At 58.8% G+C, this 26,750-nt stretch carries 26 protein-coding genes; 18 read left to right on the top strand and 8 right to left on the bottom strand.

The window, feature by feature from the left end; all coding sequences use genetic code 11:
• The first annotated feature begins 52 nt into the window (after positions 1 to 52).
• From rpsG to B5G34_RS07670, 7 genes are all read left to right on the top strand, one after another.
• Positions 53 to 523: a 30S ribosomal protein S7 gene (rpsG, locus tag B5G34_RS07700; protein ID WP_204245923.1), complete on the top strand. Its 471-nt coding sequence runs from the start codon at positions 53 to 55 to the stop codon at positions 521 to 523.
• A gap of 11 nt (positions 524 to 534) precedes the next feature.
• A complete protein-coding gene (gene fusA, locus B5G34_RS07695) occupies positions 535 to 2,640 on the top strand; it encodes an elongation factor G (protein WP_087335800.1) in 2,106 nt (701 codons plus the stop codon).
• Positions 2,641 to 2,767: 127 nt separating this feature from the next.
• The gene (gene tuf / locus B5G34_RS07690; protein WP_087335798.1) at positions 2,768 to 3,970 is read left to right on the top strand and encodes an elongation factor Tu; all 1,203 of its coding nucleotides are present in this window, start codon (positions 2,768 to 2,770) and stop codon (positions 3,968 to 3,970) included.
• A 331-nt stretch (positions 3,971 to 4,301) separates the two neighbouring features.
• Positions 4,302 to 5,345: a type II CAAX endopeptidase family protein gene (locus B5G34_RS07685; protein WP_162609445.1), complete on the top strand. Its 1,044-nt coding sequence runs from the start codon at positions 4,302 to 4,304 to the stop codon at positions 5,343 to 5,345.
• Positions 5,342 to 6,118: a YwaF family protein gene (locus B5G34_RS07680; RefSeq protein ID WP_087335794.1), complete on the top strand. Its 777-nt coding sequence runs from the start codon at positions 5,342 to 5,344 to the stop codon at positions 6,116 to 6,118. The genes B5G34_RS07685 and B5G34_RS07680 overlap by 4 nt, the downstream gene beginning before the upstream one ends.
• Before the next feature lie 157 nt (positions 6,119 to 6,275).
• Positions 6,276 to 7,130: a mechanosensitive ion channel family protein gene (locus tag B5G34_RS07675; RefSeq protein WP_087335793.1), complete on the top strand. Its 855-nt coding sequence runs from the start codon at positions 6,276 to 6,278 to the stop codon at positions 7,128 to 7,130.
• A gap of 1 nt (position 7,131) precedes the next feature.
• Complete coding sequence (locus B5G34_RS07670) at positions 7,132 to 7,656, top strand: hypothetical protein (protein ID WP_087335790.1); 525 nt, start codon at positions 7,132 to 7,134, stop codon at positions 7,654 to 7,656.
• 42 nt (positions 7,657 to 7,698) lie between these two features.
• On the opposite strand, the gene B5G34_RS07665 is transcribed toward B5G34_RS07670, so the two are convergent.
• Positions 7,699 to 8,172 (bottom strand): DUF4830 domain-containing protein, encoded by a 474-nt coding sequence (locus tag B5G34_RS07665; protein WP_087335788.1) that lies wholly within the window; start codon positions 8,170 to 8,172, stop codon positions 7,699 to 7,701.
• A 98-nt stretch (positions 8,173 to 8,270) separates the two neighbouring features.
• Here B5G34_RS07665 and B5G34_RS07660 point away from each other — a divergent pair, with 98 nt between their 5' ends.
• From B5G34_RS07660 to B5G34_RS07625, 8 genes are all read left to right on the top strand, one after another.
• Positions 8,271 to 8,984, top strand: a complete 714-nt coding sequence (locus B5G34_RS07660; protein WP_087335786.1) for a pseudouridine synthase — start codon at positions 8,271 to 8,273, stop codon at positions 8,982 to 8,984.
• Between the two features lie 328 nt (positions 8,985 to 9,312).
• Entirely contained in the window at positions 9,313 to 10,404 is a 1,092-nt protein-coding gene (locus B5G34_RS07655) for a helix-turn-helix domain-containing protein (RefSeq protein WP_087335784.1), read from the top strand.
• A gap of 89 nt (positions 10,405 to 10,493) precedes the next feature.
• Complete coding sequence (ftsE, locus tag B5G34_RS07650; protein ID WP_087335782.1) at positions 10,494 to 11,186, top strand: cell division ATP-binding protein FtsE; 693 nt, start codon at positions 10,494 to 10,496, stop codon at positions 11,184 to 11,186.
• Positions 11,170 to 12,060, top strand: a complete 891-nt coding sequence (gene ftsX, locus B5G34_RS07645) for a permease-like cell division protein FtsX (protein ID WP_087335780.1) — start codon at positions 11,170 to 11,172, stop codon at positions 12,058 to 12,060. The genes ftsE and ftsX overlap by 17 nt, the downstream gene beginning before the upstream one ends.
• 33 nt (positions 12,061 to 12,093) lie before the next feature.
• Positions 12,094 to 13,326, top strand: a complete 1,233-nt coding sequence (locus B5G34_RS07640; RefSeq protein ID WP_087335778.1) for a M23 family metallopeptidase — start codon at positions 12,094 to 12,096, stop codon at positions 13,324 to 13,326.
• Positions 13,327 to 13,361: 35 nt separating this feature from the next.
• Positions 13,362 to 14,624, top strand: coding sequence for a peptidoglycan DD-metalloendopeptidase family protein (locus B5G34_RS07635; RefSeq protein ID WP_242956924.1), 1,263 nt, complete (start codon positions 13,362 to 13,364; stop codon positions 14,622 to 14,624).
• An 83-nt stretch (positions 14,625 to 14,707) separates the two neighbouring features.
• Complete coding sequence (locus tag B5G34_RS07630; protein WP_087335776.1) at positions 14,708 to 15,835, top strand: S41 family peptidase; 1,128 nt, start codon at positions 14,708 to 14,710, stop codon at positions 15,833 to 15,835.
• A gap of 63 nt (positions 15,836 to 15,898) precedes the next feature.
• Positions 15,899 to 17,335, top strand: a complete 1,437-nt coding sequence (locus B5G34_RS07625; RefSeq protein ID WP_087335774.1) for a MerR family transcriptional regulator — start codon at positions 15,899 to 15,901, stop codon at positions 17,333 to 17,335.
• A 52-nt stretch (positions 17,336 to 17,387) separates the two neighbouring features.
• On the opposite strand, the gene B5G34_RS07620 is transcribed toward B5G34_RS07625, so the two are convergent.
• The 6 genes from B5G34_RS07620 to B5G34_RS07595 form a co-directional block, all read right to left on the bottom strand.
• Positions 17,388 to 17,597 (bottom strand): DUF378 domain-containing protein, encoded by a 210-nt coding sequence (locus tag B5G34_RS07620; RefSeq protein ID WP_087335772.1) that lies wholly within the window; start codon positions 17,595 to 17,597, stop codon positions 17,388 to 17,390.
• Positions 17,598 to 17,686: 89 nt separating this feature from the next.
• A complete protein-coding gene (locus B5G34_RS07615; RefSeq protein ID WP_242956922.1) occupies positions 17,687 to 18,850 on the bottom strand; it encodes a DUF362 domain-containing protein in 1,164 nt (387 codons plus the stop codon).
• Positions 18,850 to 19,245 carry a cytidine deaminase gene (cdd, locus tag B5G34_RS07610; RefSeq protein WP_087335768.1) on the bottom strand — a complete coding sequence of 132 codons (396 nt, stop codon included), beginning with the start codon at positions 19,243 to 19,245 and terminating at the stop codon, positions 18,850 to 18,852. The genes B5G34_RS07615 and cdd overlap by 1 nt, the downstream gene beginning before the upstream one ends.
• A gap of 89 nt (positions 19,246 to 19,334) precedes the next feature.
• A complete protein-coding gene (locus tag B5G34_RS07605) occupies positions 19,335 to 19,844 on the bottom strand; it encodes a Gx transporter family protein (RefSeq protein WP_087335766.1) in 510 nt (169 codons plus the stop codon).
• A gap of 43 nt (positions 19,845 to 19,887) precedes the next feature.
• On the bottom strand, positions 19,888 to 20,289 hold the full coding sequence (locus B5G34_RS07600; protein WP_087335765.1) for a NusG domain II-containing protein: 402 nt from the start codon (positions 20,287 to 20,289) through the stop codon (positions 19,888 to 19,890).
• On the bottom strand, positions 20,270 to 21,307 hold the full coding sequence (locus B5G34_RS07595; RefSeq protein WP_087335763.1) for an FAD:protein FMN transferase: 1,038 nt from the start codon (positions 21,305 to 21,307) through the stop codon (positions 20,270 to 20,272). The genes B5G34_RS07600 and B5G34_RS07595 overlap by 20 nt, the downstream gene beginning before the upstream one ends.
• A gap of 217 nt (positions 21,308 to 21,524) precedes the next feature.
• Here B5G34_RS07595 and B5G34_RS07590 point away from each other — a divergent pair, with 217 nt between their 5' ends.
• A complete protein-coding gene (locus B5G34_RS07590) occupies positions 21,525 to 22,301 on the top strand; it encodes a hypothetical protein (protein ID WP_087335761.1) in 777 nt (258 codons plus the stop codon).
• A 94-nt stretch (positions 22,302 to 22,395) separates the two neighbouring features.
• Here the strand turns inward: B5G34_RS07590 and B5G34_RS07585 are convergent, their stop codons facing one another.
• Entirely contained in the window at positions 22,396 to 23,613 is a 1,218-nt protein-coding gene (locus tag B5G34_RS07585; protein ID WP_162609444.1) for a GGDEF domain-containing protein, read from the bottom strand.
• A gap of 220 nt (positions 23,614 to 23,833) precedes the next feature.
• Here B5G34_RS07585 and B5G34_RS07580 point away from each other — a divergent pair, with 220 nt between their 5' ends.
• Together B5G34_RS07580 and dapF are read left to right on the top strand one after the other, a co-directional pair.
• Positions 23,834 to 25,642: a sigma 54-interacting transcriptional regulator gene (locus tag B5G34_RS07580; protein WP_087335757.1), complete on the top strand. Its 1,809-nt coding sequence runs from the start codon at positions 23,834 to 23,836 to the stop codon at positions 25,640 to 25,642.
• Positions 25,643 to 25,886: 244 nt separating this feature from the next.
• On the top strand, positions 25,887 to 26,726 hold the full coding sequence (gene dapF / locus B5G34_RS07575) for a diaminopimelate epimerase (protein WP_087335754.1): 840 nt from the start codon (positions 25,887 to 25,889) through the stop codon (positions 26,724 to 26,726).
• Positions 26,727 to 26,750 lie beyond the last annotated feature (24 nt).

Below are 26,750 nucleotides of genomic sequence, written 5' to 3'. Positions count from 1 at the left end.
TTTATACGCCTTCGAGTACCTATGAAATCATACTATGAAGGAGGGAAGCAAAGTGCCCAGAAGAGGAAACGTACCCAAGCGGGAGGTTCTGCCCGATCCTATCTACAATTCTGTCCTGGTGACCAAGCTGGTCAACAGCATCATGCTGGACGGTAAGAAGGGCGTGGCCCAGAAGGTGGTCTACGGAGCTTTCGACATTATCAAGGAGAAGACCGAGAAGGATCCCCTGGACGTGTTCACCACCGCTCTGGAGAACATCATGCCGTCCCTGGAGGTTAAGGCCCGCCGCGTGGGCGGCGCCACCTATCAGGTGCCTATCGAGGTTCGGCCCGAGCGCCGTCAGACCCTGGGTCTGCGGTGGCTGACCAACTACTCCCGCGCCCGCAGCGAGAAGACCATGAAGGAGCGTCTGGCCGGCGAGATCATGGATGCCTCCAACAACCTTGGCTCCGCTGTCAAGAAGCGTGAGGACACCCACAAGATGGCCGAGTCCAACAAGGCGTTCGCTCACTATCGCTGGTAAGGAGTTAGAGTATGCCTAGGAAAGTTACCTTAGAGAATACCAGAAACATCGGCATCATGGCTCACATCGATGCCGGTAAGACCACTACCACCGAGCGCATCCTCTACTACACCGGCGTTAACTACAAGATCGGTGAGACCCATGATGGTACTGCCACCATGGACTGGATGGCTCAGGAGCAGGAGCGTGGCATCACCATTACTTCTGCTGCCACCACCTGCTACTGGAAGGGCTCCAAGAACCAGTTCCCCCAGACCCGTATCAACATCATCGACACCCCGGGCCACGTGGACTTTACCGTAGAGGTGGAGCGCTCCCTGCGCGTGCTGGACGGTTCCGTGACCGTCATGTGCGCCAAGGGCGGCGTTGAGCCTCAGTCCGAGACCGTGTGGCGTCAGGCCGACCACTACAAGGTCCCCCGCATGATCTACGTCAACAAGATGGATATCATGGGCGCTGACTTCTACAACGTGCTCAACATGATCCACGATCGCCTGAAGTGTAACGCCGTGCCCATCCAGCTCCCCATTGGCTCCGAGGATACCTTCAAGGGCATCATCGACCTGGTGGAGATGGACGCCGACATCTACTACGATGAGCTGGGCAAGGATATGCGCGTGGAGGAGATCCCCGCCGACATGATGGAGCTGGCCCAGGAGTACCGCACCAAGCTCATCGATGCCTGTGCTGACATCGACGATGAGATCATGGAGCTGGCCCTGGAGGAGCAGCCCATCCCCGAGGATATGATCCGCCGCGCTCTGCGTAAGGGCACCATCGAGAACCTGCTGGTTCCCGTGACCTGCGGTACTTCTTACCGCAACAAGGGCGTGCAGAAGCTGCTGGACGCCATCGTGGACTTCATGCCCTCTCCCCTGGACATCCCCGCCATCAAGGGCACCAACCCCGACACCGAGGAAGAGGACGAGCGTCCCGCCGACGACAACGCCCCCTTCTCCGCTCTGGCCTTTAAGATCATGACCGACCCCTATGTGGGCCGTCTGTCCTTCTTCCGCGTGTACTCCGGTAAGCTCACCACCGGTTCCTCCGTGCTCAACAGCACCAAGAACCAGAAGGAGCGTATGGGCCGCATCCTGCAGATGCACGCCAATCACCGTGAGGACATCGAGGAGGTCTATGCCGGTGATATCGCCGCCGCCGTGGGTCTGAAGAACACCACCACCGGCGATACCCTGTGCGATGAGAAGGCTCCCATCATTCTGGAGTCCATGGAGTTCCCCGAGCCCGTTATCCGCGTCGCCATCGAGCCCAAGACCAAGGCTGGTCAGGAGAAGATGGGTCTGGCGCTGGTGAAGCTGGCCGAGGAGGACCCCACCTTCAAGACCTACACCGACGAGGAGACCGGCCAGACCATCATTGCTGGTATGGGCGAGCTCCATCTGGAGATCATCGTCGACCGTCTGCTCCGCGAGTTCAAGGTGGAGGCCAACGTTGGCGCTCCCCAGGTCGCCTACAAGGAGACCATCAAGAAGTCTGTGGAGCAGGACACCAAGTATGCTCGTCAGTCCGGCGGTAAGGGCCAGTACGGCCACGTCCGCATCACCATCGAGCCCAACGAGCCCGGCAAGGGCTACGAGTTCCTCAACGAGATCACCGGCGGCGTCATCCCCAAGGAGTATATCCCCGCGGTCGACGCCGGTATCCAGGGCGCCATGCAGGCGGGTATCCTGGCCGGCTATCCCGTTGTGGACGTGAAGGTCCACCTGACCTTCGGTTCTTACCACGAGGTCGACTCCTCTGAAATGGCGTTTAAGATCGCCGGCTCCATGGCCTTCAAGGAGGCCATGCGCAAGGCCAATCCTGTCCTGCTGGAGCCTGTGATGAAGGTTTCCGTCATCGTACCCGACGAGTACCTGGGCAACGTCATCGGCGACCTGACCAGCCGCCGCGGCATGATCCAGGGCCAGGAGAGCCGTCCCGGCGCCACTCAGGTGGACGCTCTGGTGCCTCTGGCCAGCATGTTCGGCTATGCTACTGACCTGCGTTCCTCCACCCAGGGCCGCGGCCAGTACTCCATGGAGCCCCACAGCTATGTGGAGATCCCCAAGAGCATCGCTGACAAGATCATTGCCGAGCGCGGCCGCAAGGAAGACTAATTTACTTCCTTTGGCATTTCCTGCAACAAAGGTATTGCATTTTCTTGTGCAATGCTATACAATGTTTTCGCGTTTATTGTGGAAACAGGGTTTACCCATGATTAGAAACTAAGGAGGAATATCCAAAATGGCTAAGGCTAAATTTGAGCGTACCAAGCCCCATGTCAACATCGGCACCATCGGCCACGTTGACCACGGCAAGACCACTCTGACTGCTGCTATCACCAAGTATCTGGCTCTGAAGGGTCAGGCTCAGTACGAGGACTACTCCAGCATCGATAAGGCTCCCGAGGAGCGCGAGCGCGGTATCACCATCAACACCGCCCACGTGGAGTACGAGACCGACAAGCGTCACTATGCCCACGTTGACTGCCCGGGCCACGCCGACTATATCAAGAACATGATCACCGGTGCCGCTCAGATGGACGGCGCCATCCTGGTCATCGCTGCTACCGACGGCCCCATGGCTCAGACCCGTGAGCACATCCTGCTGGCCCGTCAGGTGGGCGTGCCCGCCATCGTGGTCTTCCTGAACAAGTGCGATCAGGTTGACGACGAGGAGCTGCTGGAGCTGGTCGAGATGGAGGTCCGCGAGGTCCTGTCCAAGTACGAGTTCCCCGGCGACGATCTGCCCATCATCAAGGGCTCCGCTCTGAACGCTCTGACCTGCGAGTCCGGCAACCCCGACGATCCCGACTTCGCCTGCATCAAGGAGCTGATGGACGCTGTCGACGACTATATCCCCACTCCTGCCCGTAACGACGACCTGCCCTTCCTGATGCCCGTCGAGGACGTCTTCACCATCACCGGCCGCGGCACCGTTGCCACCGGTCGTGTGGAGCGCGGCGTCATCAAGATGAACGAGGAAGTCGAGATCGTTGGCCTGACCGAGGAGAAGAAGAAGACCGTCGTTACCGGTATCGAGATGTTCCGCAAGCTGCTGGACTACGCTGAGGCTGGCGACAACATCGGCACCCTGCTGCGCGGCATTGCCAAGACCGACATCGAGCGTGGCCAGGTTCTGTGTAAGCCCGGCTCCATTCATCCCCACACCAAGTTCACCGGCCAGGTGTACGTTCTGAGCAAGGACGAGGGCGGCCGTCACACCCCCTTCTTCAACAACTATCGTCCTCAGTTCTACTTCCGTACCACCGACGTGACCGGCGTCATCACTCTGCCCGAGGGCACTGAGATGTGCATGCCCGGCGATAACGTCGACATGAAGGTCGAGCTGATCACCCCCATCGCCATCGAGAAGGGCCTGCGTTTCGCTATCCGTGAGGGTGGCCGTACCGTGGGTTCCGGCGTTGTTATCGACATCGAGGAGTAATTTGCTCCTTTCCAGAAAGACCTGCCCTAGGGTAGGTCTTTCTGTTATTTAGGAGGGTGTCCGCCCGAAGGAAAAGCGCTGTTATCGACATCGAGGAGTAATTTACTCCCTTAGAAAAAGAGCCAGCCTTGAGGCTGGCTCTTTTTTCGCTTAAAAGGCGTAATCCACTGCTGTTAGGAAAATAGTCCCATATTCTGCGCAGCAGTTGGCCAATCCTGCGCAAAGCCCCCGGAGAGGGAGACAGTCTGCTAAAATGAAGAAGAACCCTAAAGGTTTGGTTTGACCCCATATGTGGTGGGGCAGACCATCTTACACACGGGAGGAACGCCGGATGACCCAAACTGTGTCCGAGATCACGCCGCGGATCTTGAGGGATATGCGGGACGGAGTGCTGACTCTGGACATGCGAGGGCGCATTTTATACCTCAATGAACAGGGCCGGGCTTTGCTGGGGGAACCCCAGGACCTGACCGGCCAGCGGTATACGGAGGCCTTTCTTGGCCGGGAGGGGGCGGAGGAGAATGATGCCTTTCATCAGCTCATTCTGGACGCAGTCTATGACAAGGAGAGGTCCCACAGCGGTGAGGCACCCTACCGTACCCCGGGGGGCGAGACCCGTCGACTCCGTCTGACCACCTCCTTCCTCCGCAGTGAGGATGGCCGGGAGAAGATTGGCATTGTCGCTCTTTTTTCTGACGTTACCGAGATTGCCCGATTGAACCAGCAGCGGCGGGAGGCCTCCATTGTTTTTGCCGTGCTGATGATCTGTGTGTGCCTCTACCTGTTTTTCTGGAGCCTGCTGCGCTATCTGAATATTGAGCCGCCGGGCTGGGTACTGTCCAAAATGATCGAGGCCATCTCTGTGGTCATGCTGATCATTATCCTGAAAACCACCAGTTTCTCCATCCGGGACATTGGCCTGCGGGTCACCAACGCCCGGGCCACTTTCCTGCCCGACCTGCTTATCACCGCTGGCGGCGTGGTCGTGCTGGTGCTGGGTAAGGTGGTGCTGCTGCGGACGGCTCCCGGCTTTTTCCCGGAGGGCGCCCCATTCTGGGACTGGGGCGTGGGTACCTTTGCCGACGTGATCTATCCCCTGACGGTCATTCTTCAGGAGTTTCTGGCCAGGGGCGTCATGCAGGAGAACCTGCGGCGCATCTTCACCGGTAAGCACGCCGGGGCTCTGTCCATATTCGTGTCCGCCCTGGTGTTCGGTGTGATGCACATTGCCTACGGCCTGCCCTTCATGGTGGGGGCCACCCTGCTGCTGGGGGTGCTGGGTGTGTTCTACCACAAGCAGGGCAACATCTGGGGCCTGTGCATCATCCATTATGTATTGGGGGAGGTGGCGACATTCCTGCGGTACATCATTTGACGGTTTCGGTGGGCGGCGGGATATGGTGGGCCCTTCTGCTGGCGGCCGTTGCTCTGGCCGTGGCCATCGGGGCAGCACGGGCTCCTATGGAGCGGCGATGGGGAGGAGCATCCCCCTGCCGGTTCCGGCGGCGCTTCCTGGCCGGGCTGGCCGGGCTGTCGGTGGCCTGGCTGTGCATCTACAAGGTCCTGCTGTGGGCGGTCACCGACTATCCCTTCTTCTTCTGGAACGAACTGCCCCTGCAGCCGTGTAATGTGGTGGCTCTGCTTTCTGTCCCCGCCGCCCTGCTTCAGGGCCGGACGGCCCGACCCCTGCGGGCCTTCTGCTTCTATGGAGGCATTGTCTTTTCCCTGGCGGCCATGGCCCTGCCTGTGGAGGGCTTTTATGACATACCTCTGCTGTCGGTAAATGCCATTGGCTTCTACGGCTTCCACGGCCTGGTGCTGGTGGTGGCCGTCAGCCTGGCTTCCTGGGACCTCTACCGTCCCTCCTTTGGCGATACCCCCGGGGTGCTGCTGCAGCTCACTCTACTGGGGGGAGCGGTCCACCTGGTCAACCTGCTCCTGCGGGCCACAGTGTTTCCGCAGGCCAGCTACTTCTACACCTGCGGACTGGAGGGAAATCCAGTACTGGAATGGCTGCTGGAACTGATCCCAGTGTATTTCCTCTTTGAGTTGCCGCTGCTCCTGCTCATGGCGCTTTTCTGCGGGTGCATCACCCTGCTCTGGCGGTTGGGCCGGCGACTGCTGTCCACCAGGTTGCCTGCTCTATGAGCAACCTACATCCTATTCTTAGAACAAAAGACCAGAGGCTGTGGCCTCTGGTCTTTTGTTCTTCTGCCCCCCATACGTCCTGCGGCCGAAGAAAGCAGAGTAGGACTTGTCCGAACTAAAAAGCTATGATAGAATAGCCGCAGAAAGGGAGGAAGCTATGCTAACAAATATTACAAATATTTCGCCGGAGGAGGCTGAAGAGACCATCCAGACGGTGACAGGCTTTTTCAGTGATCTGAACCTAGAGAAGATCATCACCATTGTGTTGCTGTTTGTAGGCTGCATGGTGGTGATGAAAGTAGTCCTGAAGTTGACGGATCGGGCTTTTTTGCGGCTGGAGATGGAGAAAAGTCTCCATACCTTTATCCACGCTGCCCTGCGGGTGATTCTGTGGCTCATTACCCTGTGTATTGTGCTGGATTATGTGGGCGTGCCCATGACCAGTCTGGTGGCATTGCTTGGCGTGATCGGCCTGGCAGTTTCCCTGGCTATTCAGGGTACCTTGTCCAATCTGGCTGGCGGTATCCAGGTGCTGGTTTCCAAGCCCTTCAAGGCGGGGGACTTTGTAGAGGCCGGCGGAGTCAGCGGTACGGTGAAGGAGGTGGGCCTGGCCTATACCAAGCTGTCCACCATTGATAACAAGGTAATTTCTGTGCCCAACGGCCAGATCTCCACCGAGAAGATCATCAACTATACCGCCGCGGAGCAGCGGCGGGTGGATTTGAAGTTTACTGTTTCCTATGACGATGATCCTGCCAAAGTAATTGCTGCCATCAAAGGTGTTGTGGGAGCCCACCCCAAGGCTTTGTTTACCCCGGAGCCCTTTGTGCGAGTGTCCGCCTATCTGGACAGCAGCGTTGAATACAGTGTCCGGGTCTGGTGTGCTACCGCCGACTATTGGGACCTGTATTACGATCTGCTGGAGCAGGTCAAGGCGGCGTTTGATGCAGCCGGTATTGAGATTCCTTATAACTATTTAAATGTAAATGTGGTAAGTCAGAAGGAGGGTTAACATGAGCCGATATCGAACCATCGGTGATGGCCTGATGCTGGTTTTTGTGGGGCAGATTATCTGTATTTTTTCGTTCCTGCCGCTGCTGGGGACCATTCTGGCCATTGTTGGTACCATTGTGGATCTGGTAGGCTTGCACAAGGCCGGGCAGGAGGAAGAGGGCTACCATACCGCCTTTGTACTGTCCATTGTGCTTATTGTGCTCTCCTTTGTAGAACTGATCGTCCCGTTTATTGGTATACTCAGCAGCATCCTGTCTATGGTGGTGCTGTACAGCGTCTGCATTACCACAGCCAATATCCTGGACCACTTTGATGTGCAGACTGCGGAGCGGGGGCGGACCGTGTGGAAGATCTGCCTGGGCTGTACCATTGTGATGGTGGTGTGTTCGGTATTGCTCCTGATCCCTCTGATCAATATTCTGGCTGCGATTGCAGCGGTGGTGACCGCCATTGTTGCCCTGATCGGCAGTATTCTGTACCTGATGTTCCTCTACCGGGCATCGGATTCTCTGCGCAGGGCGTGATAAAGCGAAAAAGATGCGGCGCTCCGGAGAGCGCCGCATCTTTTATCCCGGCATGGCCAGACCATGGATGAATCCGCCCAGCTGGGGGGAGAGCACATCTCCGCCGATGACGGTATTTTTGTAGATCAGCAGACCCGCCTGGATCCCCGACTCGCCGGTGGGGTAATTGGAGATCTCATAGGTGTACCGCTTTACCCGTTTGCCGCAGTAATCGGTCAGGTCGAACCCCTGGGAGGACTGCAATTCCAAATATTGAGTGTAGCTCTCATCAAAGGTGTCCGGGATGAGCAGCTCTTCCACAGAGGAGGGCTCCTGGGCAACCTGCCAGCCGTAGCTCTCCAGATAGGCGATCCGATCTTCATTGGTTTTGACGCCGGTAGGGCTGACCACGCCGGACACCGCCGTACCCCGGCCCCCCAGTCCTGCCGCGGCCAGCAGGACTCCGCAGACCACCGCCGCCGCGGCGGCCACAGCCAGAATTGGTCCCTTTCGGACCTTGGCGGTAATGATAAACACAGCGCAACGCCCCTTTCCCAAAGTGCTGGTATGGTAAGGATATGAGTCAGGTGGGCAGAGTATGCCGGGAAATGGAGAATGGACAAGGAGGATTGTCAGTGGAACGTCTGGATAAGATTCTGGCCAATACCGGCCGCTGGTCTCGCAAGGAGGTGCGGGAACTGGTACGGGCAGGCCGGGTCACCGTCAATGGCACCGTGGCCCGGTCGCCGGAGGAGAAGTGGGACCCGTCTGCCCGGTTTGCGGTGGATGGGGAGCCGGTGTCGGGGGAGCGGCTGGTCTATCTCATGCTCCACAAGCCGGCGGGGCTGGTATCGGCCACCGAGGACCCCAGACAGCCCACGGTGCTGGAGCTGCTGCCCGATCATTTGAAGCGGGTGGGCCTCTTTCCAGCAGGACGGCTGGACAAGGACACCGAGGGGCTGCTGCTGCTCACCAACGACGGCGAGATGGCCCACCGGCTGCTGGCCCCCCGCCGCCATGTGGATAAGGTCTATTTTGTCCGGGTGGAAGGACAGCTGGAACAGGCAGATGTGGATGCCTTTGCCGCAGGCATGACCCTGGGCGACGGCTTGGTGTGTATGCCCGCCGGGTTGGAGCTTCTGGAGGAGGGGGATACCGCTCTGGTCACCCTTCGGGAGGGGAAGTATCACCAGATCAAGCGGATGCTGGCCAGCCGGGGCAAGCCGGTACGCTATCTGAAGCGCCTTACCATGGGCCCCCTGTCTCTGGACCCGGCGCTAGAGCGAGGGCAGTGGAGGCCCCTGACCGGGGAGGAACTGGAAGCGCTGCGGGCGGCGGCAGGGCTCTGAGGCGCTGTGACACAGAACTTTGAAGGTTTTAGTCAATATCACCAAAAAACTTTGGAAAACCTATTGAAAAGAGCAAAAAAAACCGGTATAATAGTGTCTGTTGAATGAACTTGTCCGCAGAAGTCGATTTCTGACGGAAAAAAGGCCCTGCGTTGGGAGGAAAGCCGGCGGCAGGACCATTTAAGTTGCAGCAACATAACGGGATTTTAAGGAAGAAGTTCCGTGTCTATCCAGAACCGGCCAGGCGGGCCGGGGCCTTGTGTGGAGGCTGTGAGAAAGATGGACCGACAATCCTGAGGTAGGGATAAATATAAGGAGGCATACAACCATGTCCAGCAGAATTTTTCAAAGCGTTGTCTTGCAGATGAAAGACAGCACCGAACGGGCCATTGGCGTCATCGATTCTGAGGGAACGGTTGTGGCCTGCAACGAACTCAGCTGCATCGGGGAGCATTGGCCCGGTGCGGTTGAGGCGGTGAACCGGGGCGAGGGGGACACTGTCCGCTTCGAGGGCCGCACCTTCAAGGCGCTGGCCGGCTGGGGCTCCCAGTTTGACTATGCCGTGTTCGCCAAGGGCGAGGACGCCGAGGCCAATATGGTGTGCTCCATGGCCACCGTGGCCCTCAACGGCGCTAAGACCTACTATGAGGAGAAGCACGACAAGGCCACCTTCGTCAAGAACATCATCTCGGACAACATCCTGCTGGGTGACATCTATGTCCGGGCCAAGGAGCTCCACTTTGTGTCCGAGGCCCCCCGGGCGGTCTTTCTGATCCGCCAGGTGGAGACCACCGATCCTGCTCTCATCGACGTGGTCCACGCCCTCTTCCCCGACAAGCAGGTGGACTTCGTGCTCTCCATCAGCGAGACCGATGTGGCCCTGATCAAGCAGCTCAACGACGGGGCCGAGACCCGGGATCTGCACAAGATCGCCAAGCAGATCGAGGACAAGATCACTGAGGAGCTCCACATCCGGGTGGTCATCGGCATTGGCACCATCGTGGGTCACATCCGGGAGCTGGCCCGGGCCTACAAGGAGGCCGGCATTGCCATCGATGTGGGTCGGGTGTTCGACACCGAGAAGAGCATCATCAACTATGAGAATCTGGGTATCGGCCGTCTGATTTATCAGCTGCCCACCACCCTGTGTGAGATGTTCCTCCAGGAGGTCTTCAAGAAGAATCCCATTGACGCCCTGGATCAGGAGACGCTCTTTACCATCAACAAGTTCTTTGAAAACAACCTGAACGTGTCCGAGACCGCCCGAAAGCTGTTTGTCCACCGGAATACCCTGGTGTACCGGCTGGAGAAGATCAAGAAGCTCACCGGTCTGGACCTGCGGGAGTTTGACGACGCCATCACCTTCAAGGTGGCTTTGATGGTCAAGAAGTACCTGATCTCCCGGGGCATCGACAACTGAACCATCTTTACGAGCCGCAGAGGACACCGCTTCCGATGTCTTCTGCGGCACGTGAGTTTGTTTGGAATCCAACAAATGAGGTACGCAGTGTGATACGTCTGATCGATATTCAAAAGTCCTATGACAACGGGACCAAGGCCCTGAAAGGGGTCAATCTGCGCATTGACGACGGCGAATTTGTCTTTCTGGTGGGCCCCTCCGGCTCGGGCAAATCCACCATCCTGAAGCTCATCACCGCTGAGATCGCCCCCACCGGCGGCCGGCTGATGGTCAATGGCTATAATCTGAATACCATCACTCCCCGGCACGTGCCCTATATGCGCCGTACCCTGGGAGTTATCTTTCAGGATTTCCGCCTGATCGAGAAGAAGACCGTGAAGGAAAATCTGATCTTTGCCATGCAGGCGGTGGGCGCCTCCCCCCGGGAGATCCGCAAGCGGGTAGCCTATGTATTGGATCTGGTGGGCCTGCTGGACAAGGGGGACCAGCGTCCCAATCAGCTGTCCGGCGGCGAGCAGCAGCGCGTGGCCATTGCCCGCGCTCTGGTGAACAATCCCCAGATGATCATCGCCGACGAGCCCACCGGCAACCTGGACCCCATGCGCTCCCTGGAGATCATGATGCTGCTGGAGCGCATCAACGAGCTGGGTACCACCGTGCTGGTGGTCACCCACGAACGGGAACTGGTCGACCGCTTCTCCAAGCGGGTGGTGGCCATTGAAAACGGCAGAATCATCAGCGACGAGACAGGCGGGTATTACAACAATGAGACAACGATATAATTTTGGCTATCTGTTTTCCGAGGGTTTCCACAGCATTTTTACCCACGGATTTATGTCCTTTGCGGCAGTATGCATGATCGTGTGCTGTCTGCTCATCATGGGCTCCTTCTCTCTGGTGGCTGTGAACGCGGAGAATATGTTCAGCGATCTGGAGCAGGAGAACCAGTTTACAGCGTACATCGATGAGAATCTGACTCAGGAGGAGGCCAGCGCCCTCCAGGACGATATTGAAGCGGTGCCCAATGTGGCCCGGGCGGAGTTTGAAACCAAGGAGCAGGCCCAGGCGGAGTTTGAGGCCGACTACGAGGGTAACCCCCTCTTTGACAGCCTGCCCTCCACCGTCTATCGGGACCGGTTCCACATCTATCTGGAGGATATCAGCAAGCTGACCGAGACCGAGACCGCGGTGCAGCAGGTGGCAGGGGTAGCCTCCACCAAGTCCGCCCCCGAGATCGCCGAGGGCTTCACCGTCATCCGCAACATCGCCGGAGCGGTTGCCCTGATCCTGGTGGCCATCCTGCTGCTGGTGAGCCTGTTCATCATCTCCAATACCATCAAGCTGGCCACCTTCAACCGGCGGGAGGAGATCGCCATCATGAAGATGTGCGGCGCCACCAACGCCTTTGTCCGCTGGCCCTTCGTGTTTGAGGGCATGATCCTGGGCCTGACTGGCGCCCTGGTGGGTTTCTTCCTCCAGTGGGGTGTATACGCCCTGGTGAGCCGTGCCATCAGCACCTCGGACACCATTCAGCTGATCAAGATACTCTCCTTCCAGCCCATGGCCCTCTGGGTGCTGGGAGCCTTCCTGATCACCGGCCTTGTCATTGGCGTGGTGGGCTCCATGCTGGCCATTCGTAAGTTCCTGCAAGTGTAATGACGCCCGGAGCGTCCCGGATAAGGAGACGGCATGAGACGAAAGATCCGAACCATTCCGCTGGTATGCGTGGTCCTGGTCCTGGCCATGGCGGCCACCCTGTTTTTGCAGGCCGGCGCGGTGACTCAGAGCGAGATCGACGCGCTGAAAAAGCAGCAGCAGGCCAGCCAGGCCAAGCAGCAGCAGCTGAAGGAGCAGCTGGCGGAGGTCAAGGAGGATCAGGCGGCCGCCCAGCAGAAGCGGCAGATCCTGGTCCAGCAGCTGGACGCCATCAACAGTGAGATCGACAACATCAATGCACAGATCGCCTGGTACGACGGCGAGATATCCAAGAAGGAAGAGGAGCGCAGGCAGGCCGAGGCCCGGGAGGCGGAGCAGTATGAGCTGTTCTGTGAGCGGGTGCGGGCCATGGAGGAGGAGGGCTCGGTGTCCTACTGGTCCATCCTCTTCAACGCCAACAGCTTCTCCGACCTGATGGACCGCATTGCAGATGTGGATGCGGTAATGGACTACGACAACGCGGTGATGGACCAGCTCATTGCCACCCGGCAGGAGCTGGAGCGGCTCCAGGCGGAGCTGGAAAGCGCCCGGTCGGAGGAACAGGCCGCCAAGGAGCAGCAGGAGGCCAAGAAGGCAGAGCAGCAGGCCAAGGTGGCCGAGGCCCAGCAGCTGCTGGATCAGATCAACGCCAACCTTGACGAGGTCAACCGCCAGCTAGACGCAGAGGATGCGGCGGCGGCTGATATCCAGGCCCAGATCGCCAAGAAGCAGAAGCAGCTGGAGGAGGAGCGCAAGCAGCAGAATATCACGCTGCCCCCCACCGGTTCGGGGTATCAATGGCCCCTGCCTGCCGGCAATCTGAAGCTGACCTCCGCCTTTGGTTACCGAATGCATCCCATTGACCTGGTACCCCACAGCCACACCGGCATCGATGTGGCGGCCGCCGGCGGTACCCCCATCTACGCCGCCAAGGGCGGACAGGTCATCATGTCGGTGTACGGCTCCGGCGTCAACTGGTCTTACGGCAATTTTGTGGTCATTGACCACGGAGACGGCACCACTACCCTCTATGCCCATATGAGCAGGCGGGCGGTGAGCGAAGGTCAGCTGGTGTCCCAGGGCCAGACCATCGGCTATGTGGGCAATACAGGCAATTCCAAAGGCAATCATCTGCACTTTGAGGTACGGGTAAACGGTCAGCGGGTGGATCCGGAGGGATGCTTCCCCGGCCTCTCCAATTCCTTTATCCGCGCCTATAACTGGTAGACGTACAGGCCCACAGCAGAAAAGGAGAAACAGACGTGGCAAAAAACGGCAAGAAATCCAATGCAAAAGATACGACCCGGAAGATGGACTCCAGACGGCTGGTGGTAGGCGCCCTGGCGGCGGTCCTGGCTCTGCTGATGCTTCTCCCCATCTTTACTATGATCGTGGGAAACGCCGGCGCGGTGACCCAGAGTGAGATCGATGCGCTGAAGAAGGAGCAGGAGGCCAGCCAGGCCAAGCAGCAGGAACTGAAGGACCAGCTGGCCGACGCGGAGGCCGATCAGGCGGCTGCCCAGCAGAAGCGGCAGCTGCTGACCCAGCAGCTGGAGGCTATCAACGCGGAGATCGAGAACATCGATGCGCAGATCGCCTGGTATGACGGCGAGATCGCTCAGAAGGAGAGCGAGCGCAAGGAGGCTGAGGCCCGGGAGGCGGAGCAGTATGAGCTGTTCTGTGAGCGGGTGCGTGCCATGGAGGAGGAGGGCACCGTGTCCTACTGGTCCATCCTCTTCAACGCGGAGAGCTTCTCCGATCTGCTGGACCGTATTGAGGACGTGGACGCGGTCATGGCCTATGACAACGCTGTGATGGACGAGCTCATTGCCACCCGGGAGGAGCTGGAGCGGCTCCAGGCAGAGCTGGAGAGCGCCCGGTCGGAGGAGCAGGCCGCCAAGGAGCAGCAGGAGGCCAAGAAGGCGGAGCAGCAGGCCAAGGTGGCCGAGGCTCAGAAGCTGGTGGACCAGATCAACGCCAACATCAGCGAGGTCAACCGCCAGCTGGACGAGGAGAGCGCCGCGGCCTCTGAGATCCAGGCGGAGATTGCCAAGAAGCAGAAGCAGCTGGAGGAGGAGCGCAAGCAGAACAACATTGTCATTTCCTCCGAGACCGGATACATGTGGCCCCTGCCGGGCTATTACCGGCTGTCCTCTCAGTTCGGCTACCGCATCCATCCCATCACCGGCGTGGCCCACAGCCATACCGGCATCGACATCCCGGCGGCAGGCGGCACGCCCATCCTGGCTGCCAAGAGCGGACAGGTGGTCACCTCCGCCTATCACTACTCTTACGGCAACTACGTGGTCATCGACCACGGCAACGGCAATTCCACGCTGTATGCCCACATGAGTTCCCGGGCGGTGAGCGAGGGCCAGATGGTGTCCCAGGGACAGGTCATCGGTTACGTAGGTACCACCGGCAGCTCTACCGGCAACCATCTGCACTTTGAGGTGCGGGACAACTACACCCGGGTGGACCCGGAGAGCAAGTTCCCCTCCCTCAATCTGACGCCTCCGTGGTAAAACAGAATCTAAGTTCAGGGCGGAGGGGGTAATCCCCCTCCGCCCTTGCATATTCATTACGTTTGGAAAGGAACTGATATCAAGTGCGCAAAAAACGGTTTTCCCTGATCCATCTGCTGCTTTTGGTTTTGCTTACCGTGGCGGTGACCGCAGGTGTGGGCCTTGCGGTGCTGTACCAGATGGTGGGCAAGGAAGGAGTTTCCCTGCTGGAGGGCCTGCACCTGATCAATGAGAAGTTTGTCGGCGAGTATGATGAGGGTGAGGTGGTGGATGCCGCCCTGGAGGGCATGGTGGAGGGCCTGGGAGACCGCTGGAGCTATTTCCTGACCGAAGAGGAATATGAGGCTCAAAATCAGCGCCGCACCAACCAGTATGTGGGCGTGGGCGTGACTGTGAACTATGAATCGGAGGAGGGCCTTCAGATCGTGGAGGTCACTGCCGGCGGTCCGGCGGAAGAAGCGGGGCTCCAGCCCGGTGAACTCATCACCGCGGTAGACGGCTTCTCTTTGGCTGGTGAGGCCCGATACGAGGGCGCTGACAAGATCCAGGGTGAGGAGGGAACCACAGTCTCTCTGGAGGTTCGGGGGACCGACGGCCAGACCCGCACGGTGGAGCTGAAGCGCACCAAGCTGGAGACCGACCCGGTCAGTGCCGAGATGCTGGAGAACAACGTGGGCTATGTTCGCCTGTCCAACTTCTATGACCGCAGCGCCGACCGACTGAAGGAGGAGGTCACCCGCCTCCAGGAGGAGGGGGCCACCTCCCTGGTCTTTGATATGCGCAACAACGGCGGCGGCTATCTGAGCCAGCTCACCGACATGCTGGACTTCCTGCTGCCGGAGGGGCCCATCTTTATCACCCGGGACCGGGCGGGCAACGAGAAAATCACCCAGTCGGACGCTTCCTGTGTGGACCTGCCTATGGCGGTGCTGGTCAACGCCGACACCTACTCTGCCGCTGAGTTCTTTGCAGCCGAGCTCCAGGAGTGGGGGGTGGCCGTCATCGTGGGCGAGCCCACCAGCGGCAAGGGCTACTCCCAGCAGACCTTTGAGCTGCCCAACGGCAGCGCCGTGGCCATCTCCACCGGCGCCTACTTTACCGGCAGCGGCACCTCCCTCATCGGTACCGGCCTGACTCTGGACAAGGAGGTCTACCTCACCGACCAGGGAGACGCCCAGCTGGAGGCGGCGCTGGAACTTCTGGAACAATAATGGCAAAAACACTTGACTGTCAACCTGCTTGATACCTTATCCTGAACCCGGGAGGGAAAGCATATGACCATCAAGGAACTGGAAACATCCCTGGGTATGACCCGGGCCAATATCCGCTTCTACGAGCAGGAGGGATTTCTGACCCCCCAGCGGGGTGAGAATAACTACCGTATCTATTCCCAGGAGGATGTGGATACCCTGCGGAAAATCAAGCTGCTGCGGCAGCTGGGCCTGCCGCTGGATACCATACGGCAGGTACAGCAGGGAGCCGTGCCCCTGGACACCGCCCTGGCCCGGCGGCAGCTTGCCCTGGAGGAGGAGCGCGCTGAGCTGGCTTGGGCGGACTGGGTGTGCTCTGCCATGCGCTCCGACCGGGCGGAGTACGCCACCCTGGACGCGGAGAAGTACCTGAACGCTCTGGACCGCCCGGCGGAAGGAGAAGGATATTTCAGCCTGAAAAAGGACAGCGCCCCCATGGTGGCCTACCCCTGGCGGCGGTTCTTTGCCCGGTGGCTGGATCTGTTTGTATACGGCCTTCTGTGGACCGCCTTTGGTGCGCTGGTGCTTCGGATCAATCTGCCGGATATCTGGATCTTGCGGCTGCTGAGCACATACCTCAACTACCTGACCATGCTGGTGGTGGAGCCCATCCTTTTGGCCACCTGGGGCTATACGCCCGGCAAGTGGATCTTCGGCCTCCAGGTCCGGGACCGGGACGGCGGGAAAATCTCCTGGCGGGACGCCAAAAATCGCACCTGGCTGGTCTTTGCCAAAGGAGACGGCTACGGCATTCCCTTCTATAATCTATACCGCAATTATAAAAGCTATAAGGCCTGTGTGGACTGCGAAACCCTGCCCTGGGAAGAGGAGTGCGGCTACGCCATCAAGGATGAGAGCGGCCTGCGCTGCCTGGGCTTTGTGGGGGCGACGGCAGCCTTGTTTGCCCTGACGTTCCTAGTGGCCCTCCAGGCTCAGATGCCCCGCTACCGGGGTGAGCTCACCGCGGCACAGTACATTGGCAATGTGAATGACGCCATCCAGTTCCACGGGATCGACCTGCCCATGGAGCTGGACCAGGACGGGCATTGGGTGTACAGCGACAGGTATGGTTCTGTGGTGGTGGGCATGCTGGAGGGTGCGCCCCCCGACCATCAGATGATACTGGACGAAAACGGGACTGTCAGAGGGGTGCGGCTGGAGGTGGCCCGTACCGGCGAAGAGGTCGTGGCCCCTCCGGTGCTCCAGCAGCAGCTGGCGGCCATTGCCCTGGTGGCCGCAGACCGGAACTTCAACTGCTTTACCTGGCAGACCAGCGGAGTGCTCAGCGCCATTGCGGACCAGAAATTTGAATCCTATGCGTTGGAAGCAGGGGGAATGACCGTCACGCAGACTGTGGAAATCCAGGGCTATGAACGGGCCGGCGACTATCTGTTTGCGCCGGATGGTACCAAAGAGGGCATCCCCAGTTATCGGATGGAATTTATCATTGAGCGAAAGTAAAAAAGCGGCCTGCTGCAAAAATTTGCAGCAGGCCGTTTTTTGCAATCTGATATCAGGTATGATCCCGGTCCCGCAGGTCCCGGAAGAGCAGGGTGATGCACCAGATGGCCGCCACACCCACCAGGGTGTAGACAATGCGGCTGAAGGTGCTGGCCTGCCCGCCGAAGAGAAAGGCCACCAGGTCAAACTGAAAGATACCAATGCTGCCCCAGTTGAGCCCGCCGATGATGGCAAGGGCCAGGGCGATCTTGTCCAGGAACATAGGATATGCTGCCTCCTCCAAATTGAGATACCGCCAATAGCATATCCGAATTGTTGCGCAATATTCAAAAATTTCAGCAATCGCAGGATTCAGCCGCCGCTGAGCAGTTTGCCCAGCCAGCCCCGGTGCAGCTCCACCGCCTTTTGAGGGCAGAGCTCATGGCAGCAGTAGCAGCGGATGCAGGAGCGGGGATGGACCCTGGCCTTGCCGCCGGAGCCGGTCATGGTGATGGCCTTGCCGGGGCAGGCGTTTTTGCAGATGGCGCAGCCCACGCACAGATCTTCCCGGATTTTAGGCGTCTGGGACAGCAGATTCTTGCACAGCCGCTGGGCGGTGTTGGTGAGGGGGCCAAGGAACTCCATCAGATTGCCCCGGACATTGGCGGGGAACTTGTAATCCGGGATGCGCAGGTCCTCCAGTTTGGCTCCTACCAGCTCGATCTCCTCCCAGCGGGTGGGCGAGAGGCCCCGGGCCTCCGCCGCCAGCAGGATGGGATTGCTGCTGCGGGGCAGACCCATAATCTCTCCTGCAATCACGTCCAGCGCCAGCGGATTATCGGACAGCAGCAGCAGGCCCACCGGACGGGGCGTGCCCGACGCGCCGGGGCCCTCCCCCTCCATAGCCAGAATACCGTCCATAACGCTGAGCCGGGGGTTCATGAAGCCGATGAGATCCAGCAGCACCTGGGCAAACTGGGCCTTGTCCGGATGGGAACCGTGGAAGCCTACCTTGGTCAGGCCGGGGATCAGGCCAAAACTGTTTTTTACTGCGCCGGTCATGCCCATAAAGACGTGGGTCTTCATTTTGCACAGGTCGAAGATGCCGTCGGCGTCCAGCACCGGCGAGATGATCTCCGCCTGGCGGAGCACCTTGCCCTCCGGCAGGTCCACCAGCCGGGAGGAGGCGTCCAGACAGAGTTGTACGCCGGTCCGCTGAGCGACTTGTGCCATTCCGGTTTTCTCATAGAGCCCCCGCAGCACCGACTCCTTCTGCAATGCACCGCCGGGGCTGTCGGCGATCCAGGGGGTGCCCCCCGCCTCCTTTACCATGGCCGCGATGGCGCCTACCACCGCCGGGTGGGTGCAGATGGCCGTCTCCGGCGGCGCGGGGCGCAGCAGATTGGCCTTCAGCAGAATGCGCTCCCCGGGGCGGACAAAGCGCTCCATTCCGCCCATATTTGTTACCGCCGCCCGCAGGGCGGCCTCCGCCCCGGCGTAGTCTGCGCAGGGGACCGCAAATACCTGATACCCCATCAGTTGAGAGACTTGGGGCCGAAGCCGTGGGGGAGCAGCTCATGGAGGGGGAGCCGGACAAACTCCCGGTCCTTACGGGCCACCAGGACGGTGAGATCGGGGGCAAATTCATAGAGCATCTGCCGGCAGGCACCGCAGGGCCAGCAGTAGTCGGTGGAGTTGCCTACCACGGCTAGCTTGACGAAGTCGTCCCGGTGTCCCTCGCTCACCGCCTTTACCAGGGCGGTGCGCTCGGCGCAGATGGTGGAGCCGTAGGCGGAGTTTTCCACGTTGCAACCGGTGAAGATGGTCCCGTCGGCGCACAGCAGCGCGGCGCCCACAGGAAAGTGAGAGTAGGGGACATAGGAGCGCTCCAGCATGGTAAAGGCCAGATCCACCAGTTCCCGATCGGTCATAGTGATCCCTCCTGTTCAAATCAAAAAAGGTGGTAAAATGAGATTGGGTTCTCATTTTAACACCTTTTTGCAGGTGTGACAACTCCCATTCAGGTGCGGCCGGAGAAGGGGACCCGATGGACCAGAAGGATGGAGGCGCCGCCGGTGACTGCACCCGTGACCAGGGAGCACAGCAGCAGGGGAGGCAAATAGACCAGAGGGGCCCGGGTGCCCAGGACCACCATGGCGGCCAGGATCTGGCCGGTGTTATGGGCGGCGGCGCCGGCGATGGACACGCCAAACAGGGACAGGCCGGGCAGGCGGAGGGCCAGAGCCATAACGGCCAGGGCCAGCAGACCGCCGGTGAGGGAGAAGGCCAGGGCCATCAGATTACCCCCCAGCAGGGAGCCCAGCAGGCACCGGGCCACCAGAATGAGCAGGGCCTCCCGACCGGAGAGACGGCACAGGGCGTATACCGTGACCAGATTGGCCAGGCCCAGCCGCAGACCGGGCAGGGGGAAGAGAATGGTCAGAGGTACCAGTCCCTCCGCCACGGAGAGCGCCAGCGCCAGGGCAGTCAGCACTGCCGAGCGGGTAAGCCGCCTTAGAGAGCCCGACATATAACGCCCTCCTTTCTGGAAAAATAAAAAAGTGTGGAACTTTTCAGCCGGTCACCGCGTCAAATTCTTCGGCTTCGCTGCCCGACAAGGAGATAACCAACCGGTTGGGCAGGCAGATGATCTGCTGACCGGAGCGGCTGATCCAGCCGGTGTGAACGCAGTCCTGGCTGGGGCATTCGCTGTGGTCGATGCAGATGCGCCCCGGTTCGATGGCGATGGTCAGGGGATAGGGAGCCTCGTTCAGAGTAAGTGTCTCCGGCTGGTCCAGCTGATCCAGCCGGTACTGGGCCACCGTCTCTCCGTCCAGGGTGATCACGGCGGTAACAGCCGAGCCCTGTGTGGGCCGCAGCAGAAAAATCAGGACCACCGCAAAGGCGACCACCGCCAGGGCTACCACAGCGTCCCACGGGGTGGGACGGCGGCGCTCAGCGGCGGGCGATCTCATAGGTATACCCCCGATCTTCTCCCGCAGGACGATAGCCTGCCTCCAGACCCTCGGTGACGATGACACGGTTGTCCTCGGTACACAGCACCAGCTCAAAATCGTCCCGGCTCCGCCAGAACTCCAAAGCCTCCTCCGGTCCGGCCACAAACAGGGCGGTGGAGAGGGCATCGGCCAGCATATGGTTGGAAGAGATTACTGTAACCGACTGCAGACCGCTGTCGGCGGGATAGCCGGTCTTGGGATCAATGATGTGGTGATAGGTCACGCCGTTTTCCTCAAAGTAGCGCTCGTATCCGCCGGAGGTGGAGGCGGTCTGGTCTATCAGGGAAAGGACGCACAGGGCCTCTCCGGTGTCCTGAGGATCTTTGACGGCCACCTGCCAGGCACTGCCGTCCAGCTTGCTGCCGATAGCGGTCACATTCCCCCCCAGATCCAGCAGGGCGGAGGTGGCACCCTGCTCCCGCAGGACGGCCTCAGCCTGGGCGGCGGTAAAGCCTTTGGCGACGGCGCCCAGATCCACCTCCATTCCGGCCTGCTCCAGCCGGGCGGCAGAGGCGGTCTCATCCACAGTGAGCAGGCTGCTGTCCACCAGCTCCATGGCGGCGGAGAGGGCCTCCTCAGAGGGCACATGGCGCTCCTCAGTGGTAAAGCCCCAGGCGTCCATCACCGGGGCGATGGTGATATCAAAGTCGCCGGGGAGAAGCTGGGAGACAGATTTGGCAAAGGCCAGAAGCTGGGTCACCTCAGGCTCCAGTGATACCATGGTGCCGTCGCCGGCATGGGAGTTGAGGGCGGAAATAGCGCTGTCGGCGTCAGTTCGGGAGAGCAGCTTGTCCAGCCGCTCCACCTCCTGGCGGGCGGCCTGGACCGCGTCTTCTCCGCCCTCGTTGTACACGCGGATGGACATGAGAGTATCCATGGCAAAAAACTGGACCTGCGCGGGCTGGTCGGCAGATTTCTGAGGCGTACAGCCGGCCAGAAGAACAATGCTCAGAAGGAAAGGAAGAAAACGCTTCATGACAAACTCCATTCTGCGGGGCGCGGGCCCGCCGAAGGCTGGAAAGCCGTTGCATTGCGGAAGATGGTAACCATTATCTTATCATAATTTTGCCGAATTGAAAAGAGAAAAGGCATTCTTCACTTGCAAAGTGCGGCAATTTCTGATACACTATATGAGATTGATGATTCAGAGGCTCTGCCCCTTTGACAGAACCTCAGCCATAGGAGATGGATACATGAACAAGAAAGAACAGAAAGCAGCGCAGCGCGCACGGGAAGAAGACGTTGTCCTGACCAAGGTCCTCTGGTGGATCCTGGGCGCCGTGGTGCTGGAAGCCCTGCTCCTTCTGCTGAATAAAGTATACGTGCATTACACCGCCGCCCAGATCAATATGGTCCTGGGCATTCAGGCTGCTTTTAATGTGCTTGCCATTGTGCTGCCCATCTGCTTTGTGATTTTGGCGGTTATGGCGTTCATGTCCTGGCGGGGCGGCCGTTCCGCCAAGCTGCCCGGCATCCTGGCCGGGGTCAGCCTGGTGCTGAGTGCCTGTGCGGTCATTATCAAGCTGTATTATGACAGCGGTATCAGCTTCCTCTTTGTGGCGGTGCCTGCGGTGACCGTTCTGGCGCTGATCTACTACCTCTATCAGCGGGAGTTTTTCTTCTCCGCGGTGCTCAGCGCTCTGGGCCTGCTGGGTGTGCGCATTGCGCCCAAGGCTGTCAGCGATCCCTGGACCACCTATGGCTACATGGTAGTGCTGGCGGTGGTGCTGGTGGCAGCGGTGGTATTCTTCCGGATGCTCCAGACCCACAAGGGCAATACGAAGCTGATGGGCAAGAACGTCCACGTCCTGCCCGAAAACGCCAACTATGCCATGCTGTATGTGACCTGTGCTGTGGTGGCCGCTGTGGTTATCGCAGCGCTGGTACTGGGCTCTCTGGCGGTGCTGTACGGCGTGCTGGCGGCCTGGCTGCTGATCCTGGCAGTCTACTACACCGTCCGTCTGATGTAATGAAAAAGAAAACAGGGAGCGGCGTTTAAACGCCGCTCCCTGTTTTTGTATGTATAAGCACGAGAAGGGTACTGGGTTCTGCGGCAATCGACAGCTATTCCTTTGCACCGGCCATTTCAATCTCTCGGTTTTCCGGTGCTTTCAATTTCAGAACACAGCATTGGCCTCTGCCGCTTTTCTTGGCTTGATATAACATTCGGTCTGTTTCGGTATACAGATCTTGATAGGAAGATTGGGGCAGCGTACAGATACAGACCCCTATACTGCATTGCACTTCTATGGGCTGGCCCTGCCATTGGATGGACCGCAACTCTGCCATAAATTCCTGCCCCAGGAACATGGCCTGCTCTTCCGTCAGAGGCTGGTCATAGAGAACCGCAAATTCGTCCCCGCCGATGCGTCCCAGACCTGCGGGGTCCGGAAAGGCGCGCCGTATGGCTTCCGCAGTTTCCACCAGCACATGGTCGCCGCAGGGATGCCCGTAGCGGTCATTGATTACCTTGAATCGATCCAGATCCAGCAAAAACAAGGTCAGGCCGCCATGCTTTGCGGTGTATTCCAGATCAAAAAGAAGCTGCTCTGCCCGGCATTCCACTGTTATTTTGTTGAGCAGTCCCGTCAGCGGATCCAGATGTACCAGCGCCTGCAATTTGGCGTTTATCTCGATGATCTGCTTCTGCTGCTTCAGCGTGACGGAGGTGTGGTGGGCCTGTGCCAGGGAGACCGTCAGAGCAACCACAAAGGTAATGGTCAGATTGAGCCGGCTGCCTCCGTCCAGCAGTGGAGCCATGATGAACTGAAAGAGCAGATAGCTTATCACATACTGTACTATGCTGTACCAGGGCGGCATCTGAATCAGCAGCGCCAAGGCCAGCAGAGCTGTGGTCAGTACCGTAACACCGGCTGCCGGATCGCGGATCAGATCATAGGAGTTGAGCCCCAGGTGCCACAATAAGATCAGGCCGGACACAGTGTACTGTACGGCACATTGGCAGCGGACCGAGGCCTGACGCAGCGGCCGCCGCAAGAGCAGCCACAGAACCCCAAGAAGGATCAGAGTACAGTACATGGAAAAATAAATGCGGTTATTTTGAGTGCCCAGGCCGGATTTGGACCAGAGCAGCACCCGAGCCAGGTTATAGAACTCTATGACAAAGATGACCACACAGATGATATGTAAGGAAACATCGTTTTTCCGCTTGGACTCGTGCAGAAATTCCTGACGGATATAGCCGGGGATTTGCAGATAGGAGAGCAAGCTATGTCTGATGGCGTTCATACTTTTTCGCATCATTGAAACATCCTTCTTCAAACGGAGACCACATAGGAAAACCGATACCATGTTACTTTCATTCTATGTATTTCTGTGAGGTTGAAAAGCGATTGTTCAAAATCTGCTGCAATCTGCGCGAATTGGGCCCATTGCTTTTGTGCAGCAGTTGCCTATTTTACTTCCGTTTTCTGGACGACCATGGAGGACTATGCTATACTACTTCTGAATTTACGTCATTTTAGGAAAAGGGAGTAAACAGATGAGCCTTTTGCAGAGCTTGCTGGAGTCCTCTTCCCATGCCATCTTCACGCTGGACCGGCAGGGAATTATTACCCACATCAATCGACAGGCAAAACAGCGTTTTGGCCTGTTCAGCCGCAGTCCCCACCCCCACGGCGCCGGCAGTCTCAAGCCCGGCGATGTGGTCATTTTGGCGGATACCTCCATCGGCGCTGACGACGGCGGCTTGACGCCGGAGGACCTGCACTGTATCGGCATCCGGGAACCCCGGCTCCGGGTGGGTGACCAGATCGTAGCGGTGGGGCAATTTCAGGTCCCTGGCAGCCAGGCGGTCTACAAATTCCTGCCCAGCCAGGATACCGATCACCTGCAGCTGGCAATGGAGTTTCGCTCCCATTCCATTCTTGCCACTATCGAGAACAAGTCTGTCAGCGTAACGGTGGATGGCGTGACCTATGCCATTGATTATTTTTCCTCCATTGGTCAGATGGTGGTATTGGACGGGGACACCCTGGAGGTAAAGTTCTGGGAAGAGAAGGGCTATACTGCCCGCAAAGAAGCCATCCGTTCCCTGCTTTTGGGCGCGCCCTATATGGCAAAGCAGACTGGTTATGAGATGCGGGTGGAGGGCTATCACTTCCAGGATTTTTTTGAAGGGGAACTGTTTGAAACCCATTTGGCCCAAGTCATGGAGGGTTCGGTCGAACATTATCTTGACGCATCCTATGAGGTGAATGGCTATGAGCTGATCGCTTCCATTCTTCCGGTGGAGGGCACCCCGGTTCCGGAAGGCGTTATTGTGAAATTCCGCAATGTGGAGGACCTGTGGGATACCATTCAGGAGCGCAACAATGCCATTAAATCTGCCGAGCGAAAATACCGGCAGCTGGAGCACGGCACTGGTGCAGGCAGTCCTTTCGCCGCGGTGCCCGGATGGGGCAGCGCCTCCTCCTCCGTCCATCACTATGCCTATAAGCTGTCCCAACTGGACTGCAATATCCTGATCACCGGGGAAAGCGGCACAGGCAAGTCTTTTCTGGCCAAGGCCATTTGTCAGGCCCAGCCCAGGAAAGGTCCGGTGGTTACGGTGGACTGCTCCACCATTTCGCCCACGCTGTTTGAGAGCGAGATGTTTGGCTATGTGGGCGGAGCGTTTACCGGAGCCAATCCAAAGGGAAAGGCGGGCTTCTTTGAAAGCGCCGACGGCGGAACCATTTTCCTGGACGAGATTGGTGAGATCCCACTGAACATTCAGGCGAAGCTGCTTCATGTGATCCAAAACAAGGTGGTCTGCCGGGTGGGGTCCACCCAGCCCATCCCGGTTGATGTGCGTATCCTGGCCGCCACCAACCGGAATCTGAAAGATGAGGTGGCGGCCGGCCGCTTCCGCCAGGACCTGTACTACCGGCTCAGCGGTTTCTCCCTGGAACTGCCGCCTCTGCGGAGCTGCCCGGAGGACATCTGCTTCCTCATCGACCGGCTGATGGAGAAGATCCCTCAGAAGTACGGCGTGCCCCCCAGGAGCCTGTCCGGCGAGGCCTTCGACAAGCTGCTCTCCTACAACTGGCCCGGTAACATCCGGGAGCTGGAGAACGTGCTGGAGCGCGCAGTTGCGCTCTCTGAGTCTGATATCATCTATCCGGAGCATATTCATCTGGAGAGTGAGCCGGCCGCGCTTTCCTGGAAAGAACAGCTGAAACAGGAAGAGGTCCGCATTCTTCGCCAGGCCCTGCTGCAATGCGAAGGCAGCCGCACAAGGGCTATGAAGCTGCTTGGCATGTCCAAAACTGTCTTTTACGGGAAGCTAAAGGAATATCACATCGAATAAGGTCAAAGAGTTCGGAATTTAGGAATTTAAGTCCTGAATTCCGAACTCTTGTTTTTGCGCCTGGGTTTGGACTGCGGCAATCAAGCCAGTCAAAGGGGAAGTTTCTTCAAAAGATCGGAATTATATCCAAAAGCGGAAGTTCATTTTTGGGGGATATAACGGCATTTTGCTTCTATTGCCGGTTTGGCATCCGTTTTGCAATAAAGCAGGGGCAGCAAACAAAATGTGGATGGGAGGACACGGCATGAACTTTTGGAAAATCAACGGGGCCGGAAATGACTTTATCATCCTCAATAATATGCAGGAGCATATCCCACAGGATCGTTTTCCCGGAATTGCTCGCCTGCTGTGTGAGCGGCACCGCTCCATCGGGGCGGATGGACTGATGATAGTGGAGCCGCCCCAGGGAGACGCAGATTTTCGGATGCTGTTTTATAACTCTGACGGTACTTTGGGAGAGATGTGCGGAAACGGCGTGCGCAGCCTCTGCCGCTACGGCTACGAGACCGGACTGGCCGGCGAGGTACAGCGGGTGGAGACCACTGCCGGGCTCATTACCGGCTGGAGGATCGACCAGCGGATGTATCAGATTCGTCTGAACCGTCCCACGGTCGTTCGGCTGGATCTGACTTTGGATGTAGACGGTGAAACGATTCCCTGCTCTTATGTGGAGCTGGGCGATCCGGGGATCCCCCATGCGGTTGTTCCGATTTCCGGACTGCGGGACTATCCTGCCCAGGAACTGTTTCAGCTGGGCCGCAAACTCCGTTACCACCCCGCCTTTCCCAAGGGTGCCAACATAAACTTTTATGAGCTCATGGGTCCTGACCAGATCTATGAGCGTACCTACGAGCGGGGAGTGGAGGATTTTACCTATGCCTGCGGGACCGGAACTGGTTCCGTGGTCACGGTATTGACCCTGCAGGGTAAGGTCAGTGGAAAAAATGTCCAGGTTGATATGACCGGCGGCCGTCTGACGATCGATGCGGAGTACCAGGACGGCCAGGTGAGCGCACTTTTCCTCACCGGTCCTACCAACGTAGTGGCCCGGGGTGAAGTGCTGGACGAGGAGCTGATCTTGTAAATCCTCAAAGGGGCCGTACACCTG

Source organism: Flavonifractor sp. An82, from assembly GCF_002159265.1.
In the GTDB taxonomy this organism is placed as follows: Bacteria; Bacillota; Clostridia; order Oscillospirales; family Oscillospiraceae; genus Flavonifractor.
The sequence above is the reverse complement of the archived record's forward strand: the minus strand, read 5'-3'. Positions and strand labels throughout refer to the sequence as shown.

Excerpts from the sequence above, each read along its gene's own strand:
- fusA (WP_087335800.1), top strand. The coding sequence starts at position 535 with ATGCCTAGGAAAGTTACCTTAGAGAATACCAGAAACATCGGCATCATG.
- tuf (WP_087335798.1), top strand. The coding sequence starts at position 2,768 with ATGGCTAAGGCTAAATTTGAGCGTACCAAGCCCCATGTCAACATCGGC.
- B5G34_RS07685 (WP_162609445.1), top strand. The coding sequence starts at position 4,302 with ATGACCCAAACTGTGTCCGAGATCACGCCGCGGATCTTGAGGGATATG.
- B5G34_RS07675 (WP_087335793.1), top strand. The coding sequence starts at position 6,276 with ATGCTAACAAATATTACAAATATTTCGCCGGAGGAGGCTGAAGAGACC.
- B5G34_RS07670 (WP_087335790.1), top strand. The coding sequence starts at position 7,132 with ATGAGCCGATATCGAACCATCGGTGATGGCCTGATGCTGGTTTTTGTG.
- B5G34_RS07655 (WP_087335784.1), top strand. The coding sequence starts at position 9,313 with ATGTCCAGCAGAATTTTTCAAAGCGTTGTCTTGCAGATGAAAGACAGC.
- ftsX (WP_087335780.1), top strand. The coding sequence starts at position 11,170 with ATGAGACAACGATATAATTTTGGCTATCTGTTTTCCGAGGGTTTCCAC.
- B5G34_RS07640 (WP_087335778.1), top strand. The coding sequence starts at position 12,094 with ATGAGACGAAAGATCCGAACCATTCCGCTGGTATGCGTGGTCCTGGTC.
- B5G34_RS07625 (WP_087335774.1), top strand. The coding sequence starts at position 15,899 with ATGACCATCAAGGAACTGGAAACATCCCTGGGTATGACCCGGGCCAAT.
- B5G34_RS07620 (WP_087335772.1), bottom strand. The coding sequence starts at position 17,597 with ATGTTCCTGGACAAGATCGCCCTGGCCCTTGCCATCATCGGCGGGCTC.
- B5G34_RS07615 (WP_242956922.1), bottom strand. The coding sequence starts at position 18,850 with ATGGGGTATCAGGTATTTGCGGTCCCCTGCGCAGACTACGCCGGGGCG.
- cdd (WP_087335768.1), bottom strand. The coding sequence starts at position 19,245 with ATGACCGATCGGGAACTGGTGGATCTGGCCTTTACCATGCTGGAGCGC.
- B5G34_RS07605 (WP_087335766.1), bottom strand. The coding sequence starts at position 19,844 with ATGTCGGGCTCTCTAAGGCGGCTTACCCGCTCGGCAGTGCTGACTGCC.
- B5G34_RS07600 (WP_087335765.1), bottom strand. The coding sequence starts at position 20,289 with ATGAGATCGCCCGCCGCTGAGCGCCGCCGTCCCACCCCGTGGGACGCT.
- B5G34_RS07595 (WP_087335763.1), bottom strand. The coding sequence starts at position 21,307 with ATGAAGCGTTTTCTTCCTTTCCTTCTGAGCATTGTTCTTCTGGCCGGC.
- B5G34_RS07590 (WP_087335761.1), top strand. The coding sequence starts at position 21,525 with ATGAACAAGAAAGAACAGAAAGCAGCGCAGCGCGCACGGGAAGAAGAC.
- B5G34_RS07580 (WP_087335757.1), top strand. The coding sequence starts at position 23,834 with ATGAGCCTTTTGCAGAGCTTGCTGGAGTCCTCTTCCCATGCCATCTTC.
- dapF (WP_087335754.1), top strand. The coding sequence starts at position 25,887 with ATGAACTTTTGGAAAATCAACGGGGCCGGAAATGACTTTATCATCCTC.